This is a genomic window from Enterococcus diestrammenae (assembly GCF_049384045.1).
In the GTDB taxonomy this organism is placed as follows: Bacteria; Bacillota; Bacilli; order Lactobacillales; family Enterococcaceae; genus Enterococcus_C; species Enterococcus_C diestrammenae.
In genome coordinates this window covers 128,952-151,396 of record NZ_JBMRGR010000001.1, presented here as the reverse complement: position 1 = coordinate 151,396, position 22,445 = coordinate 128,952, and the positions used below count along the sequence as shown (strand labels likewise).

General features: G+C 42.9%; 17 protein-coding genes. 1 reads left to right on the top strand and 16 read right to left on the bottom strand.

Annotated features, from left to right (window positions below):
- Positions 1–3: 3 nt before the first annotated feature.
- The 3 genes from ACO03U_RS00700 to ACO03U_RS00690 all read right to left on the bottom strand — a co-directional run bounded on the left by ACO03U_RS00700 (position 4) and on the right by ACO03U_RS00690 (position 3,545).
- Entirely contained in the window at positions 4–921 is a 918-nt protein-coding gene (locus ACO03U_RS00700; protein WP_202625849.1) for a carbohydrate ABC transporter permease, read from the bottom strand.
- A gap of 238 nt (positions 922–1,159) precedes the next feature.
- Positions 1,160–2,470 (bottom strand): ABC transporter substrate-binding protein, encoded by a 1,311-nt coding sequence (locus tag ACO03U_RS00695; RefSeq protein ID WP_204684825.1) that lies wholly within the window; start codon positions 2,468–2,470, stop codon positions 1,160–1,162.
- A 142-nt stretch (positions 2,471–2,612) separates the two neighbouring features.
- Positions 2,613–3,545, bottom strand: coding sequence for a glycoside hydrolase family 113 (locus tag ACO03U_RS00690; RefSeq protein WP_204684826.1), 933 nt, complete (start codon positions 3,543–3,545; stop codon positions 2,613–2,615).
- Between the two features lie 151 nt (positions 3,546–3,696).
- Between ACO03U_RS00690 and ACO03U_RS00685 the strand changes: the two genes are divergently transcribed.
- Positions 3,697–4,884 carry an AGE family epimerase/isomerase gene (locus ACO03U_RS00685; protein ID WP_423104354.1) on the top strand — a complete coding sequence of 396 codons (1,188 nt, stop codon included), beginning with the start codon at positions 3,697–3,699 and terminating at the stop codon, positions 4,882–4,884.
- Between the two features lie 328 nt (positions 4,885–5,212).
- Here ACO03U_RS00685 and ACO03U_RS00680 read toward each other — a convergent pair whose 3' ends face one another.
- The 13 genes from ACO03U_RS00680 to ACO03U_RS00620 form a co-directional block, all read right to left on the bottom strand.
- Positions 5,213–5,410, bottom strand: a complete 198-nt coding sequence (locus tag ACO03U_RS00680) for a CsbD family protein (RefSeq protein WP_160232011.1) — start codon at positions 5,408–5,410, stop codon at positions 5,213–5,215.
- Between the two features lie 468 nt (positions 5,411–5,878).
- Positions 5,879–6,637 (bottom strand): alpha/beta hydrolase, encoded by a 759-nt coding sequence (locus ACO03U_RS00675; RefSeq protein ID WP_204684828.1) that lies wholly within the window; start codon positions 6,635–6,637, stop codon positions 5,879–5,881.
- Between the two features lie 16 nt (positions 6,638–6,653).
- Positions 6,654–7,610, bottom strand: a complete 957-nt coding sequence (locus tag ACO03U_RS00670) for a LacI family DNA-binding transcriptional regulator (RefSeq protein ID WP_204684829.1) — start codon at positions 7,608–7,610, stop codon at positions 6,654–6,656.
- Between the two features lie 27 nt (positions 7,611–7,637).
- Positions 7,638–10,937 (bottom strand): GH36-type glycosyl hydrolase domain-containing protein, encoded by a 3,300-nt coding sequence (locus tag ACO03U_RS00665; RefSeq protein ID WP_204684830.1) that lies wholly within the window; start codon positions 10,935–10,937, stop codon positions 7,638–7,640.
- 16 nt (positions 10,938–10,953) lie between these two features.
- The gene (bglX, locus tag ACO03U_RS00660) at positions 10,954–13,101 is read right to left on the bottom strand and encodes a beta-glucosidase BglX (RefSeq protein WP_204684831.1); all 2,148 of its coding nucleotides are present in this window, start codon (positions 13,099–13,101) and stop codon (positions 10,954–10,956) included.
- 9 nt (positions 13,102–13,110) lie between these two features.
- Positions 13,111–13,872, bottom strand: a complete 762-nt coding sequence (locus ACO03U_RS00655) for an endonuclease/exonuclease/phosphatase family protein (RefSeq protein ID WP_204684832.1) — start codon at positions 13,870–13,872, stop codon at positions 13,111–13,113.
- Between the two features lie 13 nt (positions 13,873–13,885).
- Positions 13,886–14,770, bottom strand: coding sequence for an acetylxylan esterase (locus ACO03U_RS00650; RefSeq protein WP_160232017.1), 885 nt, complete (start codon positions 14,768–14,770; stop codon positions 13,886–13,888).
- Positions 14,760–15,356 carry a DUF624 domain-containing protein gene (locus tag ACO03U_RS00645; RefSeq protein WP_161869848.1) on the bottom strand — a complete coding sequence of 199 codons (597 nt, stop codon included), beginning with the start codon at positions 15,354–15,356 and terminating at the stop codon, positions 14,760–14,762. Before ACO03U_RS00645 ends, ACO03U_RS00650 begins: the two co-directional genes overlap by 11 nt.
- 59 nt (positions 15,357–15,415) lie before the next feature.
- Positions 15,416–17,017 (bottom strand): type 2 periplasmic-binding domain-containing protein, encoded by a 1,602-nt coding sequence (locus tag ACO03U_RS00640; RefSeq protein ID WP_204684978.1) that lies wholly within the window; start codon positions 17,015–17,017, stop codon positions 15,416–15,418.
- 17 nt (positions 17,018–17,034) lie between these two features.
- A complete protein-coding gene (locus tag ACO03U_RS00635; protein WP_161869849.1) occupies positions 17,035–17,916 on the bottom strand; it encodes a carbohydrate ABC transporter permease in 882 nt (293 codons plus the stop codon).
- A gap of 11 nt (positions 17,917–17,927) precedes the next feature.
- Positions 17,928–18,839: an ABC transporter permease gene (locus ACO03U_RS00630; RefSeq protein ID WP_160232021.1), complete on the bottom strand. Its 912-nt coding sequence runs from the start codon at positions 18,837–18,839 to the stop codon at positions 17,928–17,930.
- 625 nt (positions 18,840–19,464) lie between these two features.
- Positions 19,465–20,238, bottom strand: a complete 774-nt coding sequence (locus ACO03U_RS00625) for a tRNA 2-thiocytidine biosynthesis TtcA family protein (RefSeq protein ID WP_204684833.1) — start codon at positions 20,236–20,238, stop codon at positions 19,465–19,467.
- A gap of 65 nt (positions 20,239–20,303) precedes the next feature.
- Complete coding sequence (locus tag ACO03U_RS00620) at positions 20,304–22,130, bottom strand: LTA synthase family protein (protein WP_423104353.1); 1,827 nt, start codon at positions 22,128–22,130, stop codon at positions 20,304–20,306.
- Positions 22,131–22,445 lie beyond the last annotated feature (315 nt).

Below are 22,445 nucleotides of genomic sequence, written 5' to 3'. Positions count from 1 at the left end.
CTGCTACGCCTCCTTCTCGCTGATAAATTTGCGTTGAATCAAGGTCACCACTAAGACAATCACAAGTAAAATAACGGCCATCGCTGAAGCTAAACCGACTTTATTGTACTTGAAGGCAGTATCGATGGTTTGGATGACAAAAGTCATGGTGCCATTGGAGCCTCCAGTCATAATGTATGGAATATCAAAGACACTCAAGGAGCCGCTGATGCCTAAAATCAAGTTTAGAAAGATGATTTTACGAATACTCGGTACGATGATATAGCGGAACTCATCCCAACGATTCGCCCCATCGATCTCAGCTGCTTCATAAACTTCTGGATTGACCGACTGGATTGCACCTAGAAAAATCAAAAAGTTAAAACCGGTATAACGCCACAAGGAGGTAAAGGCCAAGGAAATATTATTGATGGAGCGATCCCCTAGCCATAGCCGAATTTGACTATCCAACCCTAGCGCTGATAGCACCGTATCCAAAGTACCGCCACCTTTGAAGAAGTACAAGAAAATAAAGCCGATTGCTACCCCATTTAATAAATAAGGGAAAAATAAAATTCCCTTCCAAAAATTGGCAAATTTTACCTTAAAGGACAAAATCGTTGCAAACAATAGCGCGACACCCAATTGTAAAAACGTCGCGAAGAAATAGTACAAGCTAGTTTTGAAAACAGTGAAATATTTGGGATTGGTTAAAACCGTCTTGTAGTTATCTAGTCCGACAAATTTACTATCTGGGGAATAACCATTCCACTCCGTCAAACTGTACTGGAACATCTTCACCAACGGATAATAAGATAACAATAATAACAACAACACCGGAATAATGGTAAAGGTAAAGATCAAGATTCGTTTTTCGGTTTTTTGGCTAAAACGGGATTTTTTCACCGTCTTATTCATGGTCAACTCTCCCTGTTTATTCATGTTGGCTCCTCCTTATTCTAAAACTCCCCATATCGACCACAATCTGCAATCGCTATGTACGCCCCTTTGATCGTATCCTACAAAAGCGTCACTACCAAGGTAAGCTTTTTTGACGACACGATACTTTTGTCTGGCACACGTTGCCAGACAAAAGTGAGTGCCTACCAGCAACACTAGTGGTTACTACCCATCAACCAAAAGTCTTTGACCGACTACTAGGCTGCCTTCTCAAAAATTTTTATTCTCCCACGGCGGCCATCGCATCTGACCAGCGTTTGTTGAAGTCTTTCATAATCGCTTCGAAGCTTTCGTTTGAGTTGCCGACTGCTGCATCGATGATTCGTTGTTTTTCAGCATCGGTAGTGCCCACACCTAATTCAGATTGGTCATTGATAGCGCTAAATAAAGATTCTTTGCCGGCTGGTGCTGGGTTTTCTTCCATTAGTTCAACCCCAGCATCTTGGGCCGCTTTCAATGATTCTGGATAATCAGCACCGATCTTGGCAGACAAGCCCCCATTTTCTTCGGCGTAGTCTGATTCATTGACTAACCAATCGATCAGTTTGCGTGCTGCCTCTTTGTGTTTGCTGTGAACATTGATCCCATAGTTGTAGTCTGCTCCGATTGGCAAGTATTGTTTGCCATCTTCAGCAGTCATTGGAAATGGTTGGAAGATGATGTCCTCAGCAGTATCAGCATTGATGTCTTTGACTTGTGGAACCGCCCAACTTCCCAAAACCATAATCCCGATCTTCCCATTAGCCATATCAACTTTTGATTGTTCCCAATCAGATGTCGTGGGGTCAGCCTCAATCAACCCTTGATTGCTAACATCGTACAAGGTTTTATAAATCGTGTTCATCACTTTACCTGTTGCAAATGGTTCTTTGTCTGAAGTCATCTTATTGGTAAAATCTTTATCCCCAGAAGCGCCACTGCGGACAAAATCCCAGTTTGACAAAGTCCAACCAGCCGCATAGTTCGTGTACAGTGGTGTCACTTCAGCATTTTTTTCTTTGATGGTTTTTAAGGCTGCGACAAAATCTTCAGGAGTCTGCGGAAATTCGTCAATCCCAGCATCTTTAAAGACTTTTTGATTGACTACCATCCCAGTGGCATTCATCTGTGATGGCAATCCGTAGCTTGTCCCATCATAGGAACGATCGTTTAAGCCCATATAATCTTTGCTGAGCTCTTCTTTTTTACCAAGGGGTTCAAAAAAGTTCCCGTAATCTTCTGGCTTGATATCTCCTGGAATCATCAAGACATCCCCGTACTCTTCACTATTCATTCGGGTTTTGATTTGACCAGCATAATCTGTAATCGTTTGAATTTCGACTTTGATATCTGGGTATTTCTCATTGAATTTTGCCATATATTCATCCCATTTTCCGTTGGTTTCCCAGTCGGTTTTGTGGTTGATGAAGGTAATGGTCTCCGTTTTCCCGCCATCCTTGCCATTGGCGGCATCTTTGTTGTTTCCACACGCCCCTAAAACTAAACCTGCTGCCCCCAAGACGACGATTGAACCTAGCATTTTTTTCTTCATGTTACTTTCCTCCTAAAATTAATAAATGAAGTGCTGTTACCAAAAACTGTTCATGCCTTGTTACTAAGTGTGTTGCAAAGAGAAAACGATTACAAGCTCATAATACTATATTTTTTATTTAAAGTATATACTTTTATGAAAATTATTTTGTACTTTTATAAAATTCGCGAATGATCTTCGCCGCCGGTTTGCCATAAACCCCATAATCATCGTCTTTAAGGGCCGCCTCACGAGGATACAGCTGCGCTTTCCAGTCCCAAATACCGAAGCCTTGTACCCAGTTTCTCTTGTCACAAGCAGTAAACATCCTTTGAAACCATTGAGATTGAGCCAACATGCTGACCTCTCCTGGCAACCCCCAATCATTGGGAAGATATTGACTACCCTCACGACTTGGACAACCTGCTTCACAAAAGAAGAAAGGTTTTTGGTGATGCTTCACCACTTTTTCAATTCGATCCAATTCTTGCTCCCATTTGTCAATCGGATAATACCCAGAGGAAGAAATGACATCCACTGCATCCCACCAAGTTAGCTGATCTTCTTGATACTTGTCGCAGTTATACGTCAGAAGACCATGGTAATGCTGACGTATCTGGGAAATGGTTTCACGCCACTGCGCATCCCGGCGATCACTATTAACCAATTCACAACCGACAACCAACATGACACACCCCGTCTCTTCGGCGAGTCGGGCATAGTGATTCAAGTAGTCACGATAGGCGTCAAACCATTGACTCCAAGTCGGTTCACAGGGAACATCGTGATCAAAAAAATTGATATGGGCTCGCCACGTACCATCTGCCACATTGACCATGGGTTTTAAGATAACTTTCAACCCAATTTCCTGCGCATAAGCAATCATCCCTTTCACCTCTGCATCTGATAAAACGCTATCACTTTGCCAATCGATTTTGGTAGCTTGAGGATGAGCTTGGGTGACAGTAATTGGTAATATCACATGACTTACAGCTAATTCTTCTTTCATCTTCCGCAACGATTCTCGGCTCATGGGGTCTTGCCAATCTCCTCGCTGGCTCATAAACCCAAAAGTCATCCCATTGATTGTTTCCATCTTTTCACTTCTCCACCTTTCTTTTTTGTAATCGATTTCAATTCCATATTGTAAAGGAGGGAGTCAAAAAATTCAATATAAATATATACTTTTCATTCTAATGATTTATACAACGTGATATAGTAGGTGTAATAAAACTGGAGGTGTTTTTTTGGATAAGAAGAAATTGTACACACAGCTCACACAACAAATCCTCCCCTTCTGGCAAGGTGAGATGGATCTGATTCACGGTGGTTTTTACGGCCGTCGGAATTTTAACTTACAAACAGATGCCACTGCGAATAAAAGCTGCTTGATGAACGCCCGGTATTTATGGAGTTTTAGTCATTGCTACCGTATTTTGCAAGACACGCCTGTTAAAAAGTCATTTTTGACTAGTCTAAAAGCCGCAGCAACCCACGCCTATGAATTTCTCCGACAAGCTTGTTGGGATCAAGAGAACCAGGGAATTTTCTGGGAAGCAACCGCAACAGGTGCGCTCTTTGCGTCCCATAAAAGCACCTACGCGAATAGTTTTGCCCTCTACGGCCTCAGTGAGTTTTACTTGGCCTTTCAAGATCCATCTGCACTAGCGATGGCAACGACCCTCTTTGATCTGCTGGAAAAGAAGACTTATAATCCTGTGACAAATGGTTACCAGGAGGATTTTGCTCGTGACTGGTCCCCCATCTTTCCCCAATCGATTGGCCATAGCAATTTACCAGAGCTAGCCTTTACCACCAATACTCATTTGCACCTTTTGGAAGCATACACCAATTTCTATCTGACGATGCCAACAGCCCCAGTCAAAGCTGCGCTACAAAGATTACTCACCATTTTTACCGATAACATTGCAACACCAACAGGCTGCTTCCAATTTTTCAATGCTAGTTGGCAGCCTTTAACCCAGGAAATCAGTTTTAGTCACGATATTGAAACCAGCTGGCTATTGCAGCGGACCTTGACTGTTACTGGGATCACAGATATGCAAGTTCGGGCCCTCATCGAAAATCTTGGCAAGCAGGTAGCGGCAAATGGCCTCGATGACAATGGCATCATCCGGGATCATTCAAATGATTTAAAGGCTCCAACTAGAAAAACTTGGTGGGCGCTAGCTGAAGCAATCATTGGCTTTTATAATCTCTACCAATTAACTGGTGACGAGGCTTATCATGAGTTGGCTACTTGCCACTTCAACATGGTACAACGAAACTTTATCGATCCTCGACCCAACAGTGAGTGGTATGCCTATCTGAACAATGACGGGCGACCAGATTTCACTGAAGATATCGCCAACGCCTGGAAAGGACCGTATCATACCTGTCGCATGTATACTGAAATGCTCACACGTCTCCCCTGACAAGAACTCGTTTAGCTGTCGAGAATTAAGGCGGAATCGACACGTGGTAATCTTTATCATATATCGGTTTCACTTTAATTTTAGAAAATGCTAGTTGAATTAAGCAAAAGTCGCTAAATCCAACTGACTGCGGTAGTTGAGCAAGTTTGTGAAGCCAGATATTTTTAGACATGGTATTACGGGATTTTCACTTGTGAAAATTTTACAATATCTTTATCCATCAAAAAAGACTACCCATGATTTTTCATGGGTAGTCTTTTTTGATAGATAATTTAGTTTAACTGTAATCTTGTTACCTCTTGGAACGTGGGATGCAGCACTGGACGACTTATTTTTGATCCTTCTCTTTGAAATCATCCACGATATCGTTGACTTTTTCAGCGACATCATCCGCTGCTTCTTTGACTTTTTCTTTGATTTTACCAAGTCCCTGTTGTGCTTTTCCTTTTAGCTCTTCTGATTCATCTCCAGTGACTTTTCCCTTGAGCTCCGTTGCTTTGCCTTTTACTTCATCTTTGTCAACCATTCTAATATCCTCCTTTAGAAAATAAAATGATCATTCTACTAATTAAATTACCATTACTTCATAAAATAATGAAGTATTCTGCTTATGTCAGATTAGCTTTTCCTAATAGGATAGGTCTTTTGCCTAGTGGCTGATTATTGCAAAAGTGCTGATCTCCAGCAACTAACTTAGAATCGACCAATAAAAACTCCCTTTCCCATCGATATCCAAAAATGGAAAGCAAACCGATAGAATAAAGGCGCTATTTGAGCTATAACCGATGATAGCAGCTAAGAAATATTTTTATCCTCCAACAAAACATTTCCAACTGAATTCATTAGTAGCATTCAAAGCCGTATTTATCATTAGCATTTAGTCGATACAAAAAAAGCCCCCCACGAGTGATTGTTGACTCATGAGGATGGCTTGATATGTCTTGAAGATAGTAAACTTTTTTAGGGTTCTATGCACATTGAGATGATCAATCGTTTATTGGCCAGCGTCCTCTAAGCAATGGGCAAATTTTGCTAGCACGGTTTGAATTTCTTGGTCCCAAAACACCCAATTATGGGTACCGGGATGTTCCTGATACTCATAATTGGCAAATTGTGATTGCCATTGTCGGGCATATTGGCGATTGACTGAAAGCAAAAAGTCTTCGGTACCACAGGATTGATAGAGACAAAGGTTCTGAGCTGTAGCTTGGTGTTTTGCAGTAATCGCTTGTAAGTCATTTTCGCTACCTTTGACAGCTGCTAAACTACCAAAAATTCTAGTGAAACGTTTATCGCGACTAGGATCGTTTTCCCAAAGGTTCACAACATCCAGTGCACCAGATAAAGCTGCAGCACCGCGAAATTGATTAGGATAACTGAGGGCCCATTTGAATGCACCGTATCCGCCCATCGAAAGTCCCGCCACGAAAGTCGCTTCCGGTCGCGGGCTAACAGGAAACCATTGTTGGATGAAGGCTGGTAATTCCTGGGTTAGAAAATCAAAGTAGGCTTCTCCCTGAAACATATTGGTGTAATAACTCAACTCGACTTGAGGCATCACAATGATAAAAGGATACTCATTACCATAACGAGCCAAGGAAGTATTATCCATCCAAGCGTGACAGTCATCAGACCAGCCGTGGAGCAAATACAAAACGGGATAGTGGGCCCGCTTGACTTGCGGTAAGAAAACATTGACCGAGGTACCTTTTCCTAAAATTTGCGATGAAAAATGAATATGGTTGATAGCCATCTTTAGCGGTTTCCTTTCACGGACATGATTTACCAGCGACAAAGGAAGTATAGATGACTTCATCTTCTGCTGGCTTTCCTTGAATCAGTTGCACAATCTTCTCAGCAGCTACCATGCCCCAACGATGCTTGGAGTAGGCAATCGTGGCCAATCGTGGATTCATAAACGTACCCAACTCGATATTATCAAACCCAATCAAGCGAATCTCTTTACCAATCTCTTCCGGCCGGTGAGCAAAATATTTATAAATCCCCACTGCCATTTCATCATTGAAACTGAAAATATCTACCGGAAATGTCGGATTAGTGGCCATGATTTCAGCCGCTGCTTGGTAGCCCGAAGGTTCAGTAAAGTCTCCTTGAACTACCTGATAATCGATACCAAATCGATTTAACTCTTTGACACTAGCCTGGTAACGTTCTTGACTATCATAGCCATCAGGTCCTGTCACGAGAAAGACTTTTTGACTAGCAATATCCGCAAACTTACTAATCGCTAACGTCGCCCCACCTTTATTATCTAAAAGTACTTTGCAGACGGATGCTTGATCAATTTCCCGGTCCAATACCACCAATGGTTGTTTTTGCTTGCCTAGTTGATTGATTTCCGCAGTTTGAAACGTCCAATCAAGGATAATGGCCCCATCGATCATCCGTTCAGGGATGAACAGATGGGAGCGCTGGCCACTACAGACGATCATTTCATAATCAAAAGTGGCCAATCCCCGCTTAATCCCATCCAGTAGTTCCCCATAAAAGCTACCGCCGTAATCGGCTAGGTAGACACCAACAATATTGGTTTGTTGCTTTTTCAGAGTGCGGGCTGCCATGTTGGGAACGTAATTCATCTCGCGAGCAATTGCTTCTATTTTTTTGCGGGTTTGGTCCGTCACTTTAGGGCTCCCATTTAATGCATACGAGACAGTGGAAATGGACACTCCTGCGGCCTTCGCGATATCTTTAATTCCTACCATGTGCTTCACTCCTATAGTTTGTTGCTTTTAGCAATAGATAATCAGCTGTGCGTCAGCAGTTAGCCTAGCTTCTAACTCACCCTTGGCAATGGTTAAGCCTCCTGGACGATACGGATTTTTCTCGATTGTCGTCGGCAACGCTTCACCGTTTAGCTCTAGCCCGCGTTTTCCTTGATTGATACGATATAAAATCGTCACTTGTTCTTTTCCTAGACGGTAGTTTAATTGCAACCCATCCAAGCTAGCCGGTAACACCGGATCAAAAATATAGTGATTACAATCTTGGCGGATGCCCAAAACATTGCTTAGCATTTGGTTCATGAAAATCCCCGGACCGCTGGAATAAATACGCCAGCCACCTTTAACATTTACGCTACCATCTCTTAGTTTATCAAAGTTTTCTTGCGCTTCATACCTTGTTTTGAAATCGCCATCAGAACTTGAAAAATAGACATTGGCTTGTCGCAACATGGCATTAGGTATGTGTTGCTGGATTTGAATCGGATTGATGATTTGCAAAGCATGCCATGTTTCATCAGCTTTTCCTAGTTTAGCCATTGCTTCTGTAAACCGAATGTGGGCATGGACATATTGCAAGCCAATTTCTCGACCAAAGTTTGCCGCTTGTTCCGCACGTTTGAAATAAGTGCTGACACCACCGGCATAAGTTGCCGGGCGATTCATCAAGCGAACCCCATCTGGAAACTGAAGAAATTCCTTAATGACAGCTAGGTGATCCACCGCTTGTTCTGGGGTTAATAATTCGGCAATCATGCTACGGGTCATAGGCAACAAACGATACGTGATGCCGGTTTTTTGATCAGTAGGGTGAATGATAAATTCAAATTGTTGCTCCTCATTTTGCAAGACAAAACCTGGTAAGATGCCTGCTGGTGCCATAATTCTTTGGTAATCGGCTTTAATTCCTGTCGCAAGTTCCTGCAAATGCTGACTATAATCCGGTACCACTGACTGTAACCCTTGCGCCAGCTTCGTGATGACTTGATAAGTCAAGGCTACCGTCCAAGTGCTCGCCATTTGATGTTTCAGACGTTGGTCATTAGGCTGTAACGTATCGTCCCAATCGCCATCCCCATAGCAAGACAGCATCGTCCCTGGCAAGAAATGACTTTCAATATACCCCACTTCTTTTTGCAAATGTTCTAACAAGGAAGCAGTTTGGCTCGTCTTCAAGAAGGTGCCACGATCAGTATAAGGAATTTGTAAATCCAAAATACCGTAATCGCCGGTATAAGCCAGGTAATCAGCGACGACTTTCATCGGCCAAACGATGACATCCCCGTGGCTTTCATCAGCTTTTTGAGTTTCATAGCGATCAAACATAAACCATTGAGGCCAATTGCCATCATCTGCAAATTGATTGGCAAAGACATGTTGGATGATGCTGGCAACAACTTCCGGCCGATCCAAAGCGAAGAAAAATTCCGTCGGTCCTTGTGACACATCCCGTGTTCCCCAAGCGGCACCACCATATTGCTCCAACCCGTGAGGTGACAGATAGTGCACCAACATATTATGACAATACCAGCGGGTCAAGGTATTGAAACTAGCAACTTCTTCATGAGGATGGCTCAGTTGGAAATGACGTAGCAAATCATCAACAAAAGCTGCATAAGCTGCATCCTCAGTCGCTACATCCGTATCTTGTGCTACAAATGCGCCCCCCTCCAAGTTTCCTTGGATGACAATTTCTAAATCTGGGGTATCGTCAAAAACTAGGCAGACTAATTCGGGTGTATCTGCACTGACTCCCAAAATACTTTCATCTGTCACCGTAAAGTCTTGACTGGTTTGGAGGTAAAAAGTCAAGTCTGGGTATTCACTGGCTATCAATGATTCTGATGCGGCAGTAAGTTTCAGTTGCTTATCTTCTTGAGTCAACTGGTAACTTTGGGTTTCGCCAGCTCCCATGATGAAGTGATTGGTCAGGAGCAGTTGATACGAGCGTTGGTTACGACTGGTAAACCGCGTCCGAATTTCACGACCTGCGGCCAAGGTATAAGTGGTGATAGTCAATAAATCACCTTGATACACGTAATACCAAGTCGCCGAATTCAGACCCATTTCAAAGGCTGAAGCCAACCCTAAAAGGTGCCATTTACCCCCGTCTTTTAGATAAATCCGTTGGCCAGAATGCGTCATAGCATTTAAAGAGTTGCGGCTATTACTCATGAGTTTATTGACATTAGTATTGCCTAAAACGATTTGCGAATTAAAGAGCCCAAACATATAGACGGTGGTACTCATCAAAGGTGTATCCACAGTCAGCTCTTCACCACTGAGTAAGATATGCCCGTGGGAACGTTCCATCTGTAATTCTTTTTCTTGTAAAACCACATGATGATGATTCAAAGTGAAAAAGGAATACAGTTGTTCCTCTTGCCATTCTTCCAACTGTCTTTCAGGATAAAGCGTTTCAAGTAGCTCCGCCGTCAGGGGTTCACCACTGATGACTTCCCCCAACTGATCTTTTTTGGCACTGGTGATCCCAGCAGCAACTGCGTCTTGTGGCAACATCGCAGGTCGAGCGGCTTTGACTTGGTCCAATGGCAGTACCAACTCAGAAACAGCAGTTGGATGATCTTCCTGAAAAACGCCATAAAAATCCAAGTCTTGGGGCTGATCCAAAGTCATTTTACCGGTTTGAAAAGCCAAGTAAGCAAACTCATATTGATAGACTTGATTTGGCAAATAAGCCATCGTTAAGGCTTGAGGTTGATGGGTTAATTCATAAGCTTTGCCAAAGAACTGATAGCCATCAGTTGCATAGCCAATCGCCCCTTGCAACAACCCCATTTGAACAACAGGAAATTTTCCGGCTTGGGGTTGATTTTGGCGGGAGACGATATGATAGCCACCTTCGACTTCCAGTACATGGTGATCAATATATTGTGAGACATAGGCTTCGTTGGATTGTACCGCACCTGCTGCAGCATTCCCTAGGTCTTGACCCACTAGCAAGTCTACAGTTTCCCCTTGGCCACTTAAATTGACCGACCAAAACCAAGTATTGTCTGCTCCAAGGCTAAATTGCACTTGGTAGCTGATATTGCCGGCCTTTCCTTGCCAATACAAAGCAGTTTCCGTATGGGAAAAACGGCTAGCGGCATTCGAGCCAATCAGTGGGGTCACCTGCAAACCAGTGTCGGTATACTCCCGCAAATACAGTTGGTTCAAGCTACCATCTAAAGGATTGCCATTTAATTGATTGATCATAATGGCTTCATTTGCTTCTAACAGGTATAAGTCTCCTGATGATAAAAAGGTTGCTTTTAACTCACCTTTTGTTAGGGTTATCTTCGGCATTTTTGATCCTCGTTTCTTATTTAATCAATTGGAAATCGCTGCTGAGACCACTGACACTACTGCCACCAATCGTTAAGGTAAAACTACCAGCATCACTAGAAGCGATTTGATTTGGATGAACATAGCGCAACAAGTCTTCCGTAATCGTAAAACGAACCGCCTTACTTTCGCCAGCAGCCAAAGAGACTTTTTGGAAACCTTTCAGTTCTTTAAGTGGGCGGACCACTTCACCGACTAAATCCCGTAGATACAGTTGGACCGTTTCCACACCAGCTACCGCGCTATCGTTAGTGACAGTGACACTTGCTACCAGACTTTCTGAGGCAGTCATGGTATCGCTGCTTAATGTCAATTGGCTATAGTTGAAATTGCTATAGCTAAGCCCAAAACCAAAAGGATATTTCGCATAATTGCTGCAATCCAAGTATTTGGAAACATATTTTTCATCTGGCGCTGATTCGTAAGGGCGACCAGTGTTGTCCGTATTGTAATAGACAGGAACTTGTCCCACTGATTCCGGGAAGGACATCGACAAGCGACCTGAAGGGTTGACTGCTCCAGTCAGAATATTTTTCAAAGCATGGCCGGCTTCAGTACCAGGGAACCACGCTTCCACAATGGCTTTGGCACCATCCAACTCCCGCAAATCCAAGGGACGGCCATTATATAAAGTCACGATGACATTTTCATTTACTGCTAAGACTTTCTTGAAGAAGTCCAATTGAGCTTGTGGCAATCGTATATCCGTCCGGCTAGCAGCTTCCCCACTCATCCAGTCGGCTTCTCCTAAGGCCACGATCACTTTGTCAGCCGTTTTTGCCAAAGTGAGGGCTTCCGCAACAGCCGCTTCACTAGGAGTGAAATAATCAAAGGTTTCCGTACCACTGACAACGGATTGGTCTTTGGCAAATGCTTGGGATAAGGAGATAGCTTCAGCTTTTTGTCCTTGCCAAGACCAAGCGCCTAAGACATCGTTAGAAGCCGCAGCTGGTCCTACTAACGCAACTTTTTCAGTCGCTTTCAATGGCAACACCGCTTCATTTTTTAGCAAGACAATGGCTTTTTCAGCAATTTCTCGCGCTGCTTGACGATGATCCTCACACAAGATCAATGCAGCTTCAGCCGTTTCATCCGCCCCACGATAAGGATTTTCAAACAAGCCTAGATCATTTTTCAATTCCAAGATACGCAAGACTGCTTCATCGACTAAGCCAGCGTCAATCCGGCCTTCCGCAATCAATTCTGCCAAGTAATGGCTGTAAGTGGAAGTCATCATTTCGATATCGACCCCAGCTTTTATGGCTAATTCGGCAGCTTCTTTTTCGTTCGCAGCCACTCCGTGAGGAATCATTTCAGAGATTGCTCCCCAGTCGGAGATGACCGTGCCTTCAAAACCAAGATCGTCTCTTAGCACATCCCGGAAGAGCCATTTGTTCCCAGTGGCTGGAATACCATCGACGGTATTAAAGGAAGTCATGACCAATTTTGCACCAGCTTGAATCGCTGCATGATAACCTGGAAGGTAGGATTCGCGTAATTGTCTTTCGGACATGTTGACCGTGTTGTAATCACGACCAGCAATGGCTGCCCCATATGCTGCAAAGTGTTTGACACAAGCCGCCACACGCATGAAATCGTGGGTCAAATCCTCCCCTTGGTAACCTTTGACGAAAGCTTCGGCAAATCGGCTATTCAAAAATGGATCTTCCCCGGTGGATTCCATCACCCGCCCCCAACGTGGATCTCTAACTAAGTCCACCATTGGCGAAAAGGTCACGTGAAGCCCAGAAACCGCTGCTTCTTTTGCGGAAATTTCTGCCATTTTTTCCGCAGCCGCCACATCCCAAGTCGCACCTAAACCTAGAGGAATGGGGAAAATCGTCCGAAAGCCATGGATAATATCGGCCATCAACAAGGTTGGTATGTGCAAACGATTGTTTTCCATATAGCTTTTTTGAACCCGAATAGCTTCTTTCGCACCGGAAATCCCTAACGTCGAACCGGCATTTTTGATATTTTCTTCGGTTAAGTCCAGATCTCCCATCGGACCTGTTTTTTCTTCTGCTTTTTCAGAATAAAAAGCTGCCATCAATTGTTGCAATTGATCGATTTTCTCAGCTTGGGTCATCTGTCCTAGTAAATCTTGCAGTTGTGTTTTTTCCATTGTTTTCACCTAATCCTTTGTTTGAATAGTCATTGCTAGTGGAAAATGATCAGAAGGGAAGCGCCGATCACAGGCATCCGTCAGAACGCCTGTTTTCAAAGCTGCAAAACCTTTTAAGTAGATATAATCAATCTCTTCCAAGTCCTGCCAGCTAGTTTCATAATCGAAATTCTGGAAGGTCCCATCCGGTCCATAATGAGGGCTGGGACTGGTCGTCTTGCCGTTTTCAAATTGTGCTTGTACCAAGTGATGGACTTCATCTGTCGGCCAAGCATTGAAATCCCCTAATAAAATCGTAGGATAGTCAGCAATCTTATCCGCCAACTCCGTCAACAATACCTTCATTCCAGACATCCGAGCGGCCTCAGAGACATGATCCAAATGGACGTTGAGGACTAAGAATGGGGCACCCCCTACTTCTTGGAAAAGTCCCCATAAGCAAATCCGCGGATAGCCAGCTTCGGGATGAATACTTGGTTTATCAGGGGTTTCTGATAACCAAAAGAAGCCAGAGTCCAAAAGTTCGAGGGCTGGCCGATACAAGATGGCTAATCCTTCGCCAGTGCCATCGCCATCACGTTCGGCTGCTAGTACTTGATAATCTTTTAAACTAGTCAAATCTTCCACTTGATTCGGGCGTACTTCTTGCACCCCGACCAAATCCCAAGCGTGATAAGTCAGTAAACCCAAGACATAATCTTTCCGATAATCCCATTGCCACTGGCGGTCATAATCGGTATCTACTCGCACATTGTACGTTGCAATCTTCATCCTAATCCCTGCCTTACATGATTTCTTTCAATAATTGTATTTCTTGTGTTAATCGTTTTAAGCCGCCACCTTCATGGCCTTTCCCCCAAAAAACAGTCAGCTGTTTGGGACCAGCTAAGCGCTTATAGGTGGGGAAAAAATCCACCATTGGACAGGTAGTATCGTTGGTCGCGACCGATGCCCAAACTGGATTTTCAATCAGATGAGCGTAATGGCGAATATCAAACATCGCCATTGTTTGAAGTACTTGTTTTTGATCTGTTGGATGGGTGTTCAAATATTCCTTCATCACCCCATAAGACCCCGTCGCCGTCGCAATGCGATGTGGTAAATTCGATTGGCTTGGGACATTGGCAAATGTTCCTTGGATGGCTACTGGGCTCAAGCTGTTTACCATCAAAGCCAACCCACCGCCTTGGGAATTCCCATGGAGATAAACCCGGCTGGCGTCCAAACGTGGTAAGTTCTCTAAGACTTCAAATAAACGTAATTGATCTGCTACCATTCGGCGGAGGTAACTATCTTCCGGAGTCAATAGCCCTCGCCCCAAAGGCATGGGCATCGTCACGGTTTGATAAGGTACTTGGTCTAAAGTTGCACCACCTTGTCCCCGATTGTCGATTACCAAGCACCCGCAACCAATCGCTAACCAATGACTAAATTGTTGTGGGTTTTCAATCTGGGTTAGATAGCCTAAAAAGTCAATCACTACCGGCGTCGGTTGTGAGCTCTTGGGTTGAAGATACAAGCCATGGATGATTTCGCCTCCAAGGCTTTGGTATTGCATCGAAAAAGCTTCACCATTTGTAACTTCCACAGCAAGGGGGGTAAGGGTCAATTGCAAGGGAAGTTGGGCTAGTTCATCGGTTACCTGTTGCCAAAACTGGTTATTGTCCATCTGTTTTCACCAATACCTTATTGAAAAAAGTCACTTGCAAACAAACGCTAATCGCAAATCCGCTGACGAGGCAAAGCATCAGATTAACCTTTGCCAGCAAGAACAAAACCACCGCTGGAATCACAAATAAAATGATGCCATGAGCGGTACTGCTTAATAGTACATAGAAAGCTTCTTGCCCAGCTTCTTTCACCGATAGTGTCGAAAGACTAAAAATCACAGTAAAAATCGTGACAAACAAAAAGCTTAAGGCGGTCAAAACGATAACTAGAAAACCTAAGGCGGTAGAAAGACTCATGAAGACAAAGCCTATCCCAGCTACACCTAAGCCAAAAGCCAAGACGATAGCCGTTAATAAACTACCTCGTTTGACTTCTTGGAGGTTTTGGAAGTATTCACGAATGACACTGGTCTGTTTTTGCTGCAATAAGTTTTGGACGCCTCGATAAAGGGCGATAATCGCCGGTCCGGTAAACACTACCGTCCAAGCTGTCAATAAAAACAAGATATTTAAGATCAATAAATCAGCTAAAAAGGAAAAGGTCCGATAATACCAACCATCAAAGGAGAAGAATTTTTCAATCATAATAAGTAATAGGGGGCAGAACTCAGTTACTGCCCCCCTACCATCCTTTCTATTGGTGACTACTGTAATTTTTCGCGGTTATCAGCCATTTTTTCAGATTTGATGGCTTTAATTTCATCCCATTTATTGTCGTCTAAGAAAGTTTTGTATTCTGACAACGTCTTATCAAAGGCTTTTTCATCAGAAGCCCGAATCATGGAAATGACGCTGCTGTTCAATTTAGTTTCGATTGCTTCGTTTGAACGAGCTTCCGGCGTACCTAGATCTGGATTGATATTTTCAATGACAAAGTGTGGCACTAACTTGCCTTTGCCCCAAGCTTGCATTTGTGTCAAAGCATCTTCTGTTTTAACTTTCAAGGCATTGACCCGGTCGTTATTGAAATAGTTAAAACGGCTAATTCCGTATTTCTTGTTGTAAGCTTCGTTGTCGGTTTGTTCTAATTTAGCAACTTCTGGCAAGTAGTCGATTTTACCTTCATCATTGTAAGCATAAGTGACTCCTTCAACCCCATATTTCGTCAAAATTTGCCCAGGTTTGTCGATCAAGTAAGTAAACAATTGAGTCACTTTAGCAGGATCTTTGGCGTCTTTGGTAATGTAGTTGCTCAACCAACCAGAAATCCCAGTTTGGTTCATCGTCGGTTTCCGGCCACTAGTGCTAGAAGGCCCATCAATGGCGATGTAACGAGTTCCAGATTTCTTATTGAAATCATTGAAGTTCCCCCCTTGGCCGCTAGTACCAGCTACCAAGATTGTTGCATATTGACCACTCTTGACTTTTTCATCGTAAGTCGGGCCATCATCAGTAAAGCTATCATCAGAAATGTTGCCATCACGATAGACTTGATTCAACGTAGACAACCAAGTCAAGTATTCTTCATCCAAATTGCGGTCATAGTATTTTCCATCTTGGTCTTCCAAAGGCACCCCAAGGAAGTCTTGCAATTTGTCAGTGAAAGGACCAGCTGTATCGCCAACAGTCGTGAAGCCCATTGGAACCAAGTCAGGATATTTCGCAGCAATGTCTTTCATAGCTTTGACAAAGTTTTCTGGTTTTGTAATATCCGGTTTTCCGATAGCTTCATACACATCTTCGCGAATTACGAAGTTATCATTGACTGGAATATTGCCACTTTCATAATCAGCAGCTGTATTGGAGTAGTTTGGATAACCGTATGTTTTCCCATTGTCAAGGGAGTACCATTTGAAAGTATCTTTATTGACGACATTCATCAAATACGGATCATACTTTTTGGCTAAATCATTAAGGGAATAGGCCCAACTATCTGCTTTCAAGGCAGCTTGGCCAGTTTTGTTTGTCAAAGTAACGATATCTGGTAAGTCGCCGCCAGAGATCATCGCATTTAATTTCGAGTCATCCCCAGAAATAAATTCAACATCGATATTTAGATCTTTTTTGATTTGAGCGGTAGTGACATCTTCACCAAATGGCAGTGCAGTCCAGTCGGAGTTAATGTACCAAGTAATTTTTGTAGTCTCTTTTTTATTATCCAGTTTCCAAGCAGGCGTTTTTTCATCCAATTCGTAACGATCTTTAATAGAGAAGTCCGCGGAATCTTTGTCTTTGCTCCCACCGCCACAAGCTGCCAAGGCAAACAAGCTAGCTGCTAACAGTGAACCAGTTACTAATTTTTTCATCATTTCTACCTCTTTCTTTATTCTTTAACAGCACCGGCCATCATACCGCCGATGAAATGTTTTTGAAGTAATGGGTAAATCACTAAAATTGGAATAGTGGTGATAACGATGGTGGCCAGTTGCACCCCACGAGTCGTGGCTTGCACCACCACATCGGTACTCCCGCTTTCCGTCATGGTACTCAAATTGGATTGGACGATGATCTCATAAATTTTCATTTGCAAAGGATACAAGTATTCTTTAGTGATATACAATTTCGTGGTCATGAAGTCATTCCATTGGCCAACGCCATTAAACAAGATAATCGTAGCCAAAGCCGGTTTCGTTAATGGTAAGTAAATTTTAGCGAAGATAGTAAATTCTGAAGCCCCGTCGATTTTCGCCGATTCCTCCAAGGAAGGGGGAATTTCTCGGAAGAAGTTCATCAAAATCACCGTATCGTAGTAGCTAAAGAGAGCTGGAATGATATAAACCCAGAAAGTATCCAACAAGCCCAATGACTTAATCAAGAGGTAAGTCGGAATCATCCCACCACCGAAATACATGGTGATCACACCGAGAGTCGTATAAAAACTCCGACCGATCAAATGCGACTTACTCAAGCCATATGCCACAGTCGCACAAAATAGCGTATGGGTTAGCGCCCCTAGCACTGTTTTTAAAACGGAGATACCAAAGGCCCGTGGGATGCTGGCATCAGATAACACCTTGCGATAGTTTTCCAAGGTAAAGGCTCTCGGCCAAAGTACTAAACCACTTTCACCTAATCCTGATGTCGCGGATAAGGAGGATACTAAAATGTTCCAGATTGGCACGATAATGATTAAGGAGAACAGAATCAAAATCAAAGTATTAAAGAAGTAAAACCAGCGATTTTCTTGCTTGCGTTTTTTTATCATATCCTCACCTCCTACAAAATAACCGATTTGCCATTGTTCAAGTTCCGTGTGACGCGGTCAGTAATCACCAGCAAGATCACTGAGATGACCGAAATTCCCAAACCTACCGCAGTGGCGTAGGAGAAGTCCCCTTGCGCTAGCCCCATTCGGTAAACGAAGGAATTAATAACTTCGGATTTGCTTTGGTTTTGCGAATTCATCAAAACTAACGTTTGATCCAAGTTCGATCCTAAAATTCCGCTGACGTTTAAAATCAAGTTTAATGAAATGATTGGGGTTAATAATGGCAAGGTAATTTTGCGAATTTGTTGCAGTTTTGTCGCCCCATCAATCCGAGCCGCTTCGTAAAATGTCGGATCAATCCGCGACATACCAGCTAGGTACAAAATCGTTCCCCAACCGACTTCTTTCCATAAATCAGAAAGTACGGCGATCCACCAGTACTTATGGGGATCTAAGAGATGATTGACTCCTTTGTCCATCAAGCCAACAGACATCAACACTTGGTTAAAGAAGCCGTTGGTGGACAACCAAGAAATCAACATCCCACCCAAAACAATCCAAGAAAAGAAATGGGGAATATAAGAAACCGTCTGAACAAATTTCTTAAAGTGACCATCTTTCATTTCAAAAATCATAATGGCTAAGATAATCGGAATCATAAAACCTAGTCCTAGTTTTAGGAGGCTGATTCCCAAGGTGTTTCGTACCGCTTCCCAAAAATAAGTATCTTCCAGAATAATTTTGAAGTTTGCCAATCCAACCCAAGGAGCTGATGAGATGGTATCAACAATCGTGTAGTTTTTGAAGGCGATGATAATACCGTAAATCGGGATGTAGTTAAACACGATCATAAAAGCTACTCCCGGCAATACCATCCAATGCAGTTGCCGCTGCTTCCAAATTTTAGCTAATTTCTTCATACGCTTGTCCCTCTCCTATATTCAACTTTCATCGACGGCTCCTTTCATTTGGTGAAACGTTTCTACAGTTGGTAGTATAAGCCCCTTGTTAAAAAAATGCAACCCTTTACATAACAAAAATGTTAAATAGCTAAAAAACGCTGTTATATAGGCATTTTTACAAGATAAAAAAATGATTAGAAGGCTATTTCGACTCCTAATCGCTTATTTTTTCACAAGAAACATTTCAAAATCCACTTAGAAATCTATCGAAACGTTTTTATAGAAACGCTTACATCGATACTTTTTCATTAATAGGAGCAACCGCCCTTGCCCCTTATTGCAAGGTAAAGAGCGATTTTTCATCAAGTCTTGTGCATCTATGCTCATGAAAGATTCTTTCAAATAACAAAAAAGCGGCACCTCAATTTGGTCTAGGCGCCCCTTGGAAAACGAACAGCCGTTGGGACAGCATTTATCCCATTGCGAGTTCTAGGCCTCACGTAATAACTTCTACGGGACTGGGTTAGTCTTTGCTACTGTCACCATGACGGCATGATACACCACTTAATTCCTGATGCATCAGGCTTTTTGGAGCTTAATTTTTTATAAGTTCTTTATCCATTAAAAAACTGACCAACAACGGTCAGTTTTTTTGAGTTGCTTTAGTAGTTACCAGACTCTTTTGCCAGAAATTATCTGGCGTACCTTGTTCCATCCCCATGATAAATTTTTCCCGTACATCGGGATATTGTTGTGCGATGGTCCCGACAAATTCTTTGATTTCTTCTCGTTTTGTTTGTTTATCCACGGGGCAAGGGTTGAAAATCACCGGGAGTTCTTCTCGTTTGACATAGCGAATGATTTCTTTTTCTTCAATATAAAGCAATGGACGAATCAACGTGACCCCCGTTTTGGTGAGATAGCTTTTGGGTTCAAAACTTGCAAGCTGTCCATGAAATAAAAAGTTCATAAAATAAGTTTCGATAGCATCATCCAGATGGTGTCCCAAGGCTACTTTTTGACAGCCCAGTTCTTGTGCACGGCGATAAAGAATACCACGACGTAGTTTCGCACATAAGGAACAAGGGGAACGCTCCTCCCGAATATCAAATACAACTTGTGCAATGTTGGTAGGGACCACTTCTAGCTGGTAGCCTAGCGTCTCAACAAAAGCTTGCAATGGGGTCAAATCCACCCCAGCAAAGCCCATGTCCAAGGTTATCGGCTGAATATCAAAATCAAAGCCTAACCGCTGTTGTTTTTTGATGGTATCCAATAAATACAGCAAAGTCGTACTGTCTTTACCACCAGACATGCCAATCGCCACCTTGTCTCCGGGTTGGATCATGTCATGGTTCAAGATTGCCCGACGCATGGGATTAAAATACCGTTGATTGTCTTTTTTCACAAAACTCATTTTACACGACTCCTATGTAAGCTGGCTGTTGCTTTTGGCTACCTCCAGCTGTTTTAATGGGAAAGTTATTGCTGATAAAAATCCGTGGAAAGACTGTACCGTTTTCCCGCCAGTACATCGTATTGGATCATTTGGTAATCATCATAAAGCTTTTGATCCGTTCCCTTCAGAGACAGCGTTTTTTGCCAACTATCGGTGAGATACATCCCAGTTTCAAAAGCTGGCAAAATCGTTTGCAAATTCAGCAACATTTGATAAAAACCGCTAACCGGTTGTTGGGCTTGGGCCATCAAAGTCGGTCCGAAATAAAACGGACTGGTCACATGATCATTAGTGGTATCTTGCAATTTTTCTTGATTGTCTACCATTAAAAATTCCGTCTCATGGAGCTGGGTGCCTGCATTGGCTTGCTGGATCTCATCTGAATATATTCCTGGCAAATGATCCCCCCAAAAAACGACGAGGGTGCGACGAGGAATTTTTTGTAAGGCGTCAACAAATCGTTGCAACGCACTGCTAGCATAGGCGACGTCTTGAGCATAGTTGGCGATGGAAGTGACATTTCCATCAGCAACTGTCACTTGATAGTCAATATCCTCGTATTTCCCCCCGTAAGGCATATGTGTTTGCATCGTTACCAGATGGACAAACTGCGGCTGACTCCCTTCTTGTAAGCGATCCAAAATCTCTTGGTAAGCAGCCCCATCAGAAATATAAGGATTGTTTTGTAGTTTTTCACGATGAGTCATGGTATCTTGATCCAAAAATTCGTCAAACCCTAACACTTGATACACATCTTTGCGTTTGTACATCGACGTATCATAAGGATGGATAGCCGTGGTTTGGTACCCCTGCTCCTTTAACATCGATACTAAGGAAGGCAATTGTTTTAGTTTAGGAACTAATAATGTATAAGGGGTGGTCATTTGGGGATTAAATAAAGCCATCGAAAATCCTGTCAAGGCTTCAAATTCGATATTGGCGGTCCCGCCCCCATAGTTTTGGGATAACATTTGACCACTATATGTCTGATTAGCCACCGCGTAATAATCTTTTAACGGGTCTCCTGCAATATCCACCCCTGTCAGGCGATTGGGATCTGAGAAACTTTCACTCATGACATAGACGATATTTGGAGCCTCTGCATCAGCCAACTTCTCATTGGCCTGGTCCGCTTGCTTTTGATAGCGGGTGACAATTTCCGCTACGGCTTCTTTCGAATAGCCTTCCGGTTCATCCATTGGAATAACTTTCAGATTATACAAAAAGCCGCCTACAAAACCCACATTATAGTAGTTCATTTTTTGTGAATAAGGAATCCACAAAGCGGTACGATTAAACCCTTTACGTAAAAGATTCGTTTCATCATTAAAATTACTAAAGTAACCTAAGGAAACCACACAAAGGAGTAAGACACTTCCTCGAAATATTTGCTGAGAACGAGGGAGTTTTAACTTGCGGATAAAGACCCACAAAACGCCCACCAGCACCACCAAGATCAACAACATCAAGAAAAGAAAAAGCGGCCAGCCTACCAGATCCTTCATCATTTTCAGATTGGCCACCATCTTGAGGTCATCAGGATAGATTGGTTCTTGCCGCATACTCATTTTCAGGTAGTCAGCATAACCTAAGATACCGATAAACAGGCTGTACAAAAGAGCCCCCATCCCAACAGAGCCAACCAAAGCAGCCACAGCACCATAAAGGGTCAGTAATACCAGACAGGCCAGAAAAAATTTTTCCTCATGCCATGAAAAAGCGAATTTCAAAGCCAAATCTAAGGAAAGGTTATTCTGGCAAAATTGGAGATAAAGATTACTCAAAAGGATTAAAAAAAAGATTCCGAATCCTTTGAGAAACCAGCGAAGTTTGCGATGATTCTGTAACAAAGCAGTCATTCCTCACGATTAAATTTAGTCACACCAGACGTTTTTCACGTCAATAGACCATATTTTAGCGGTTTGTCTAATGGATGTAAAGCTATCCTACCTTATGGAAAAGGATTTTAAGAAAGTCAGCTTAATTAAACAGGGGCGCTTTTTTATGACTGTCGGGAAATGATTTTTTCGAGTTGGCAACGTGAACCTAAAGATGCGTCTAACCATACAGTTCATCTAAAAAAAAGCGTCCTATGATCCAGCCCGTCTTTGAGGAAAACACAAAAAAGAGGACCCCAAATGGTATCCTCTAGCCGTTGTTAACGG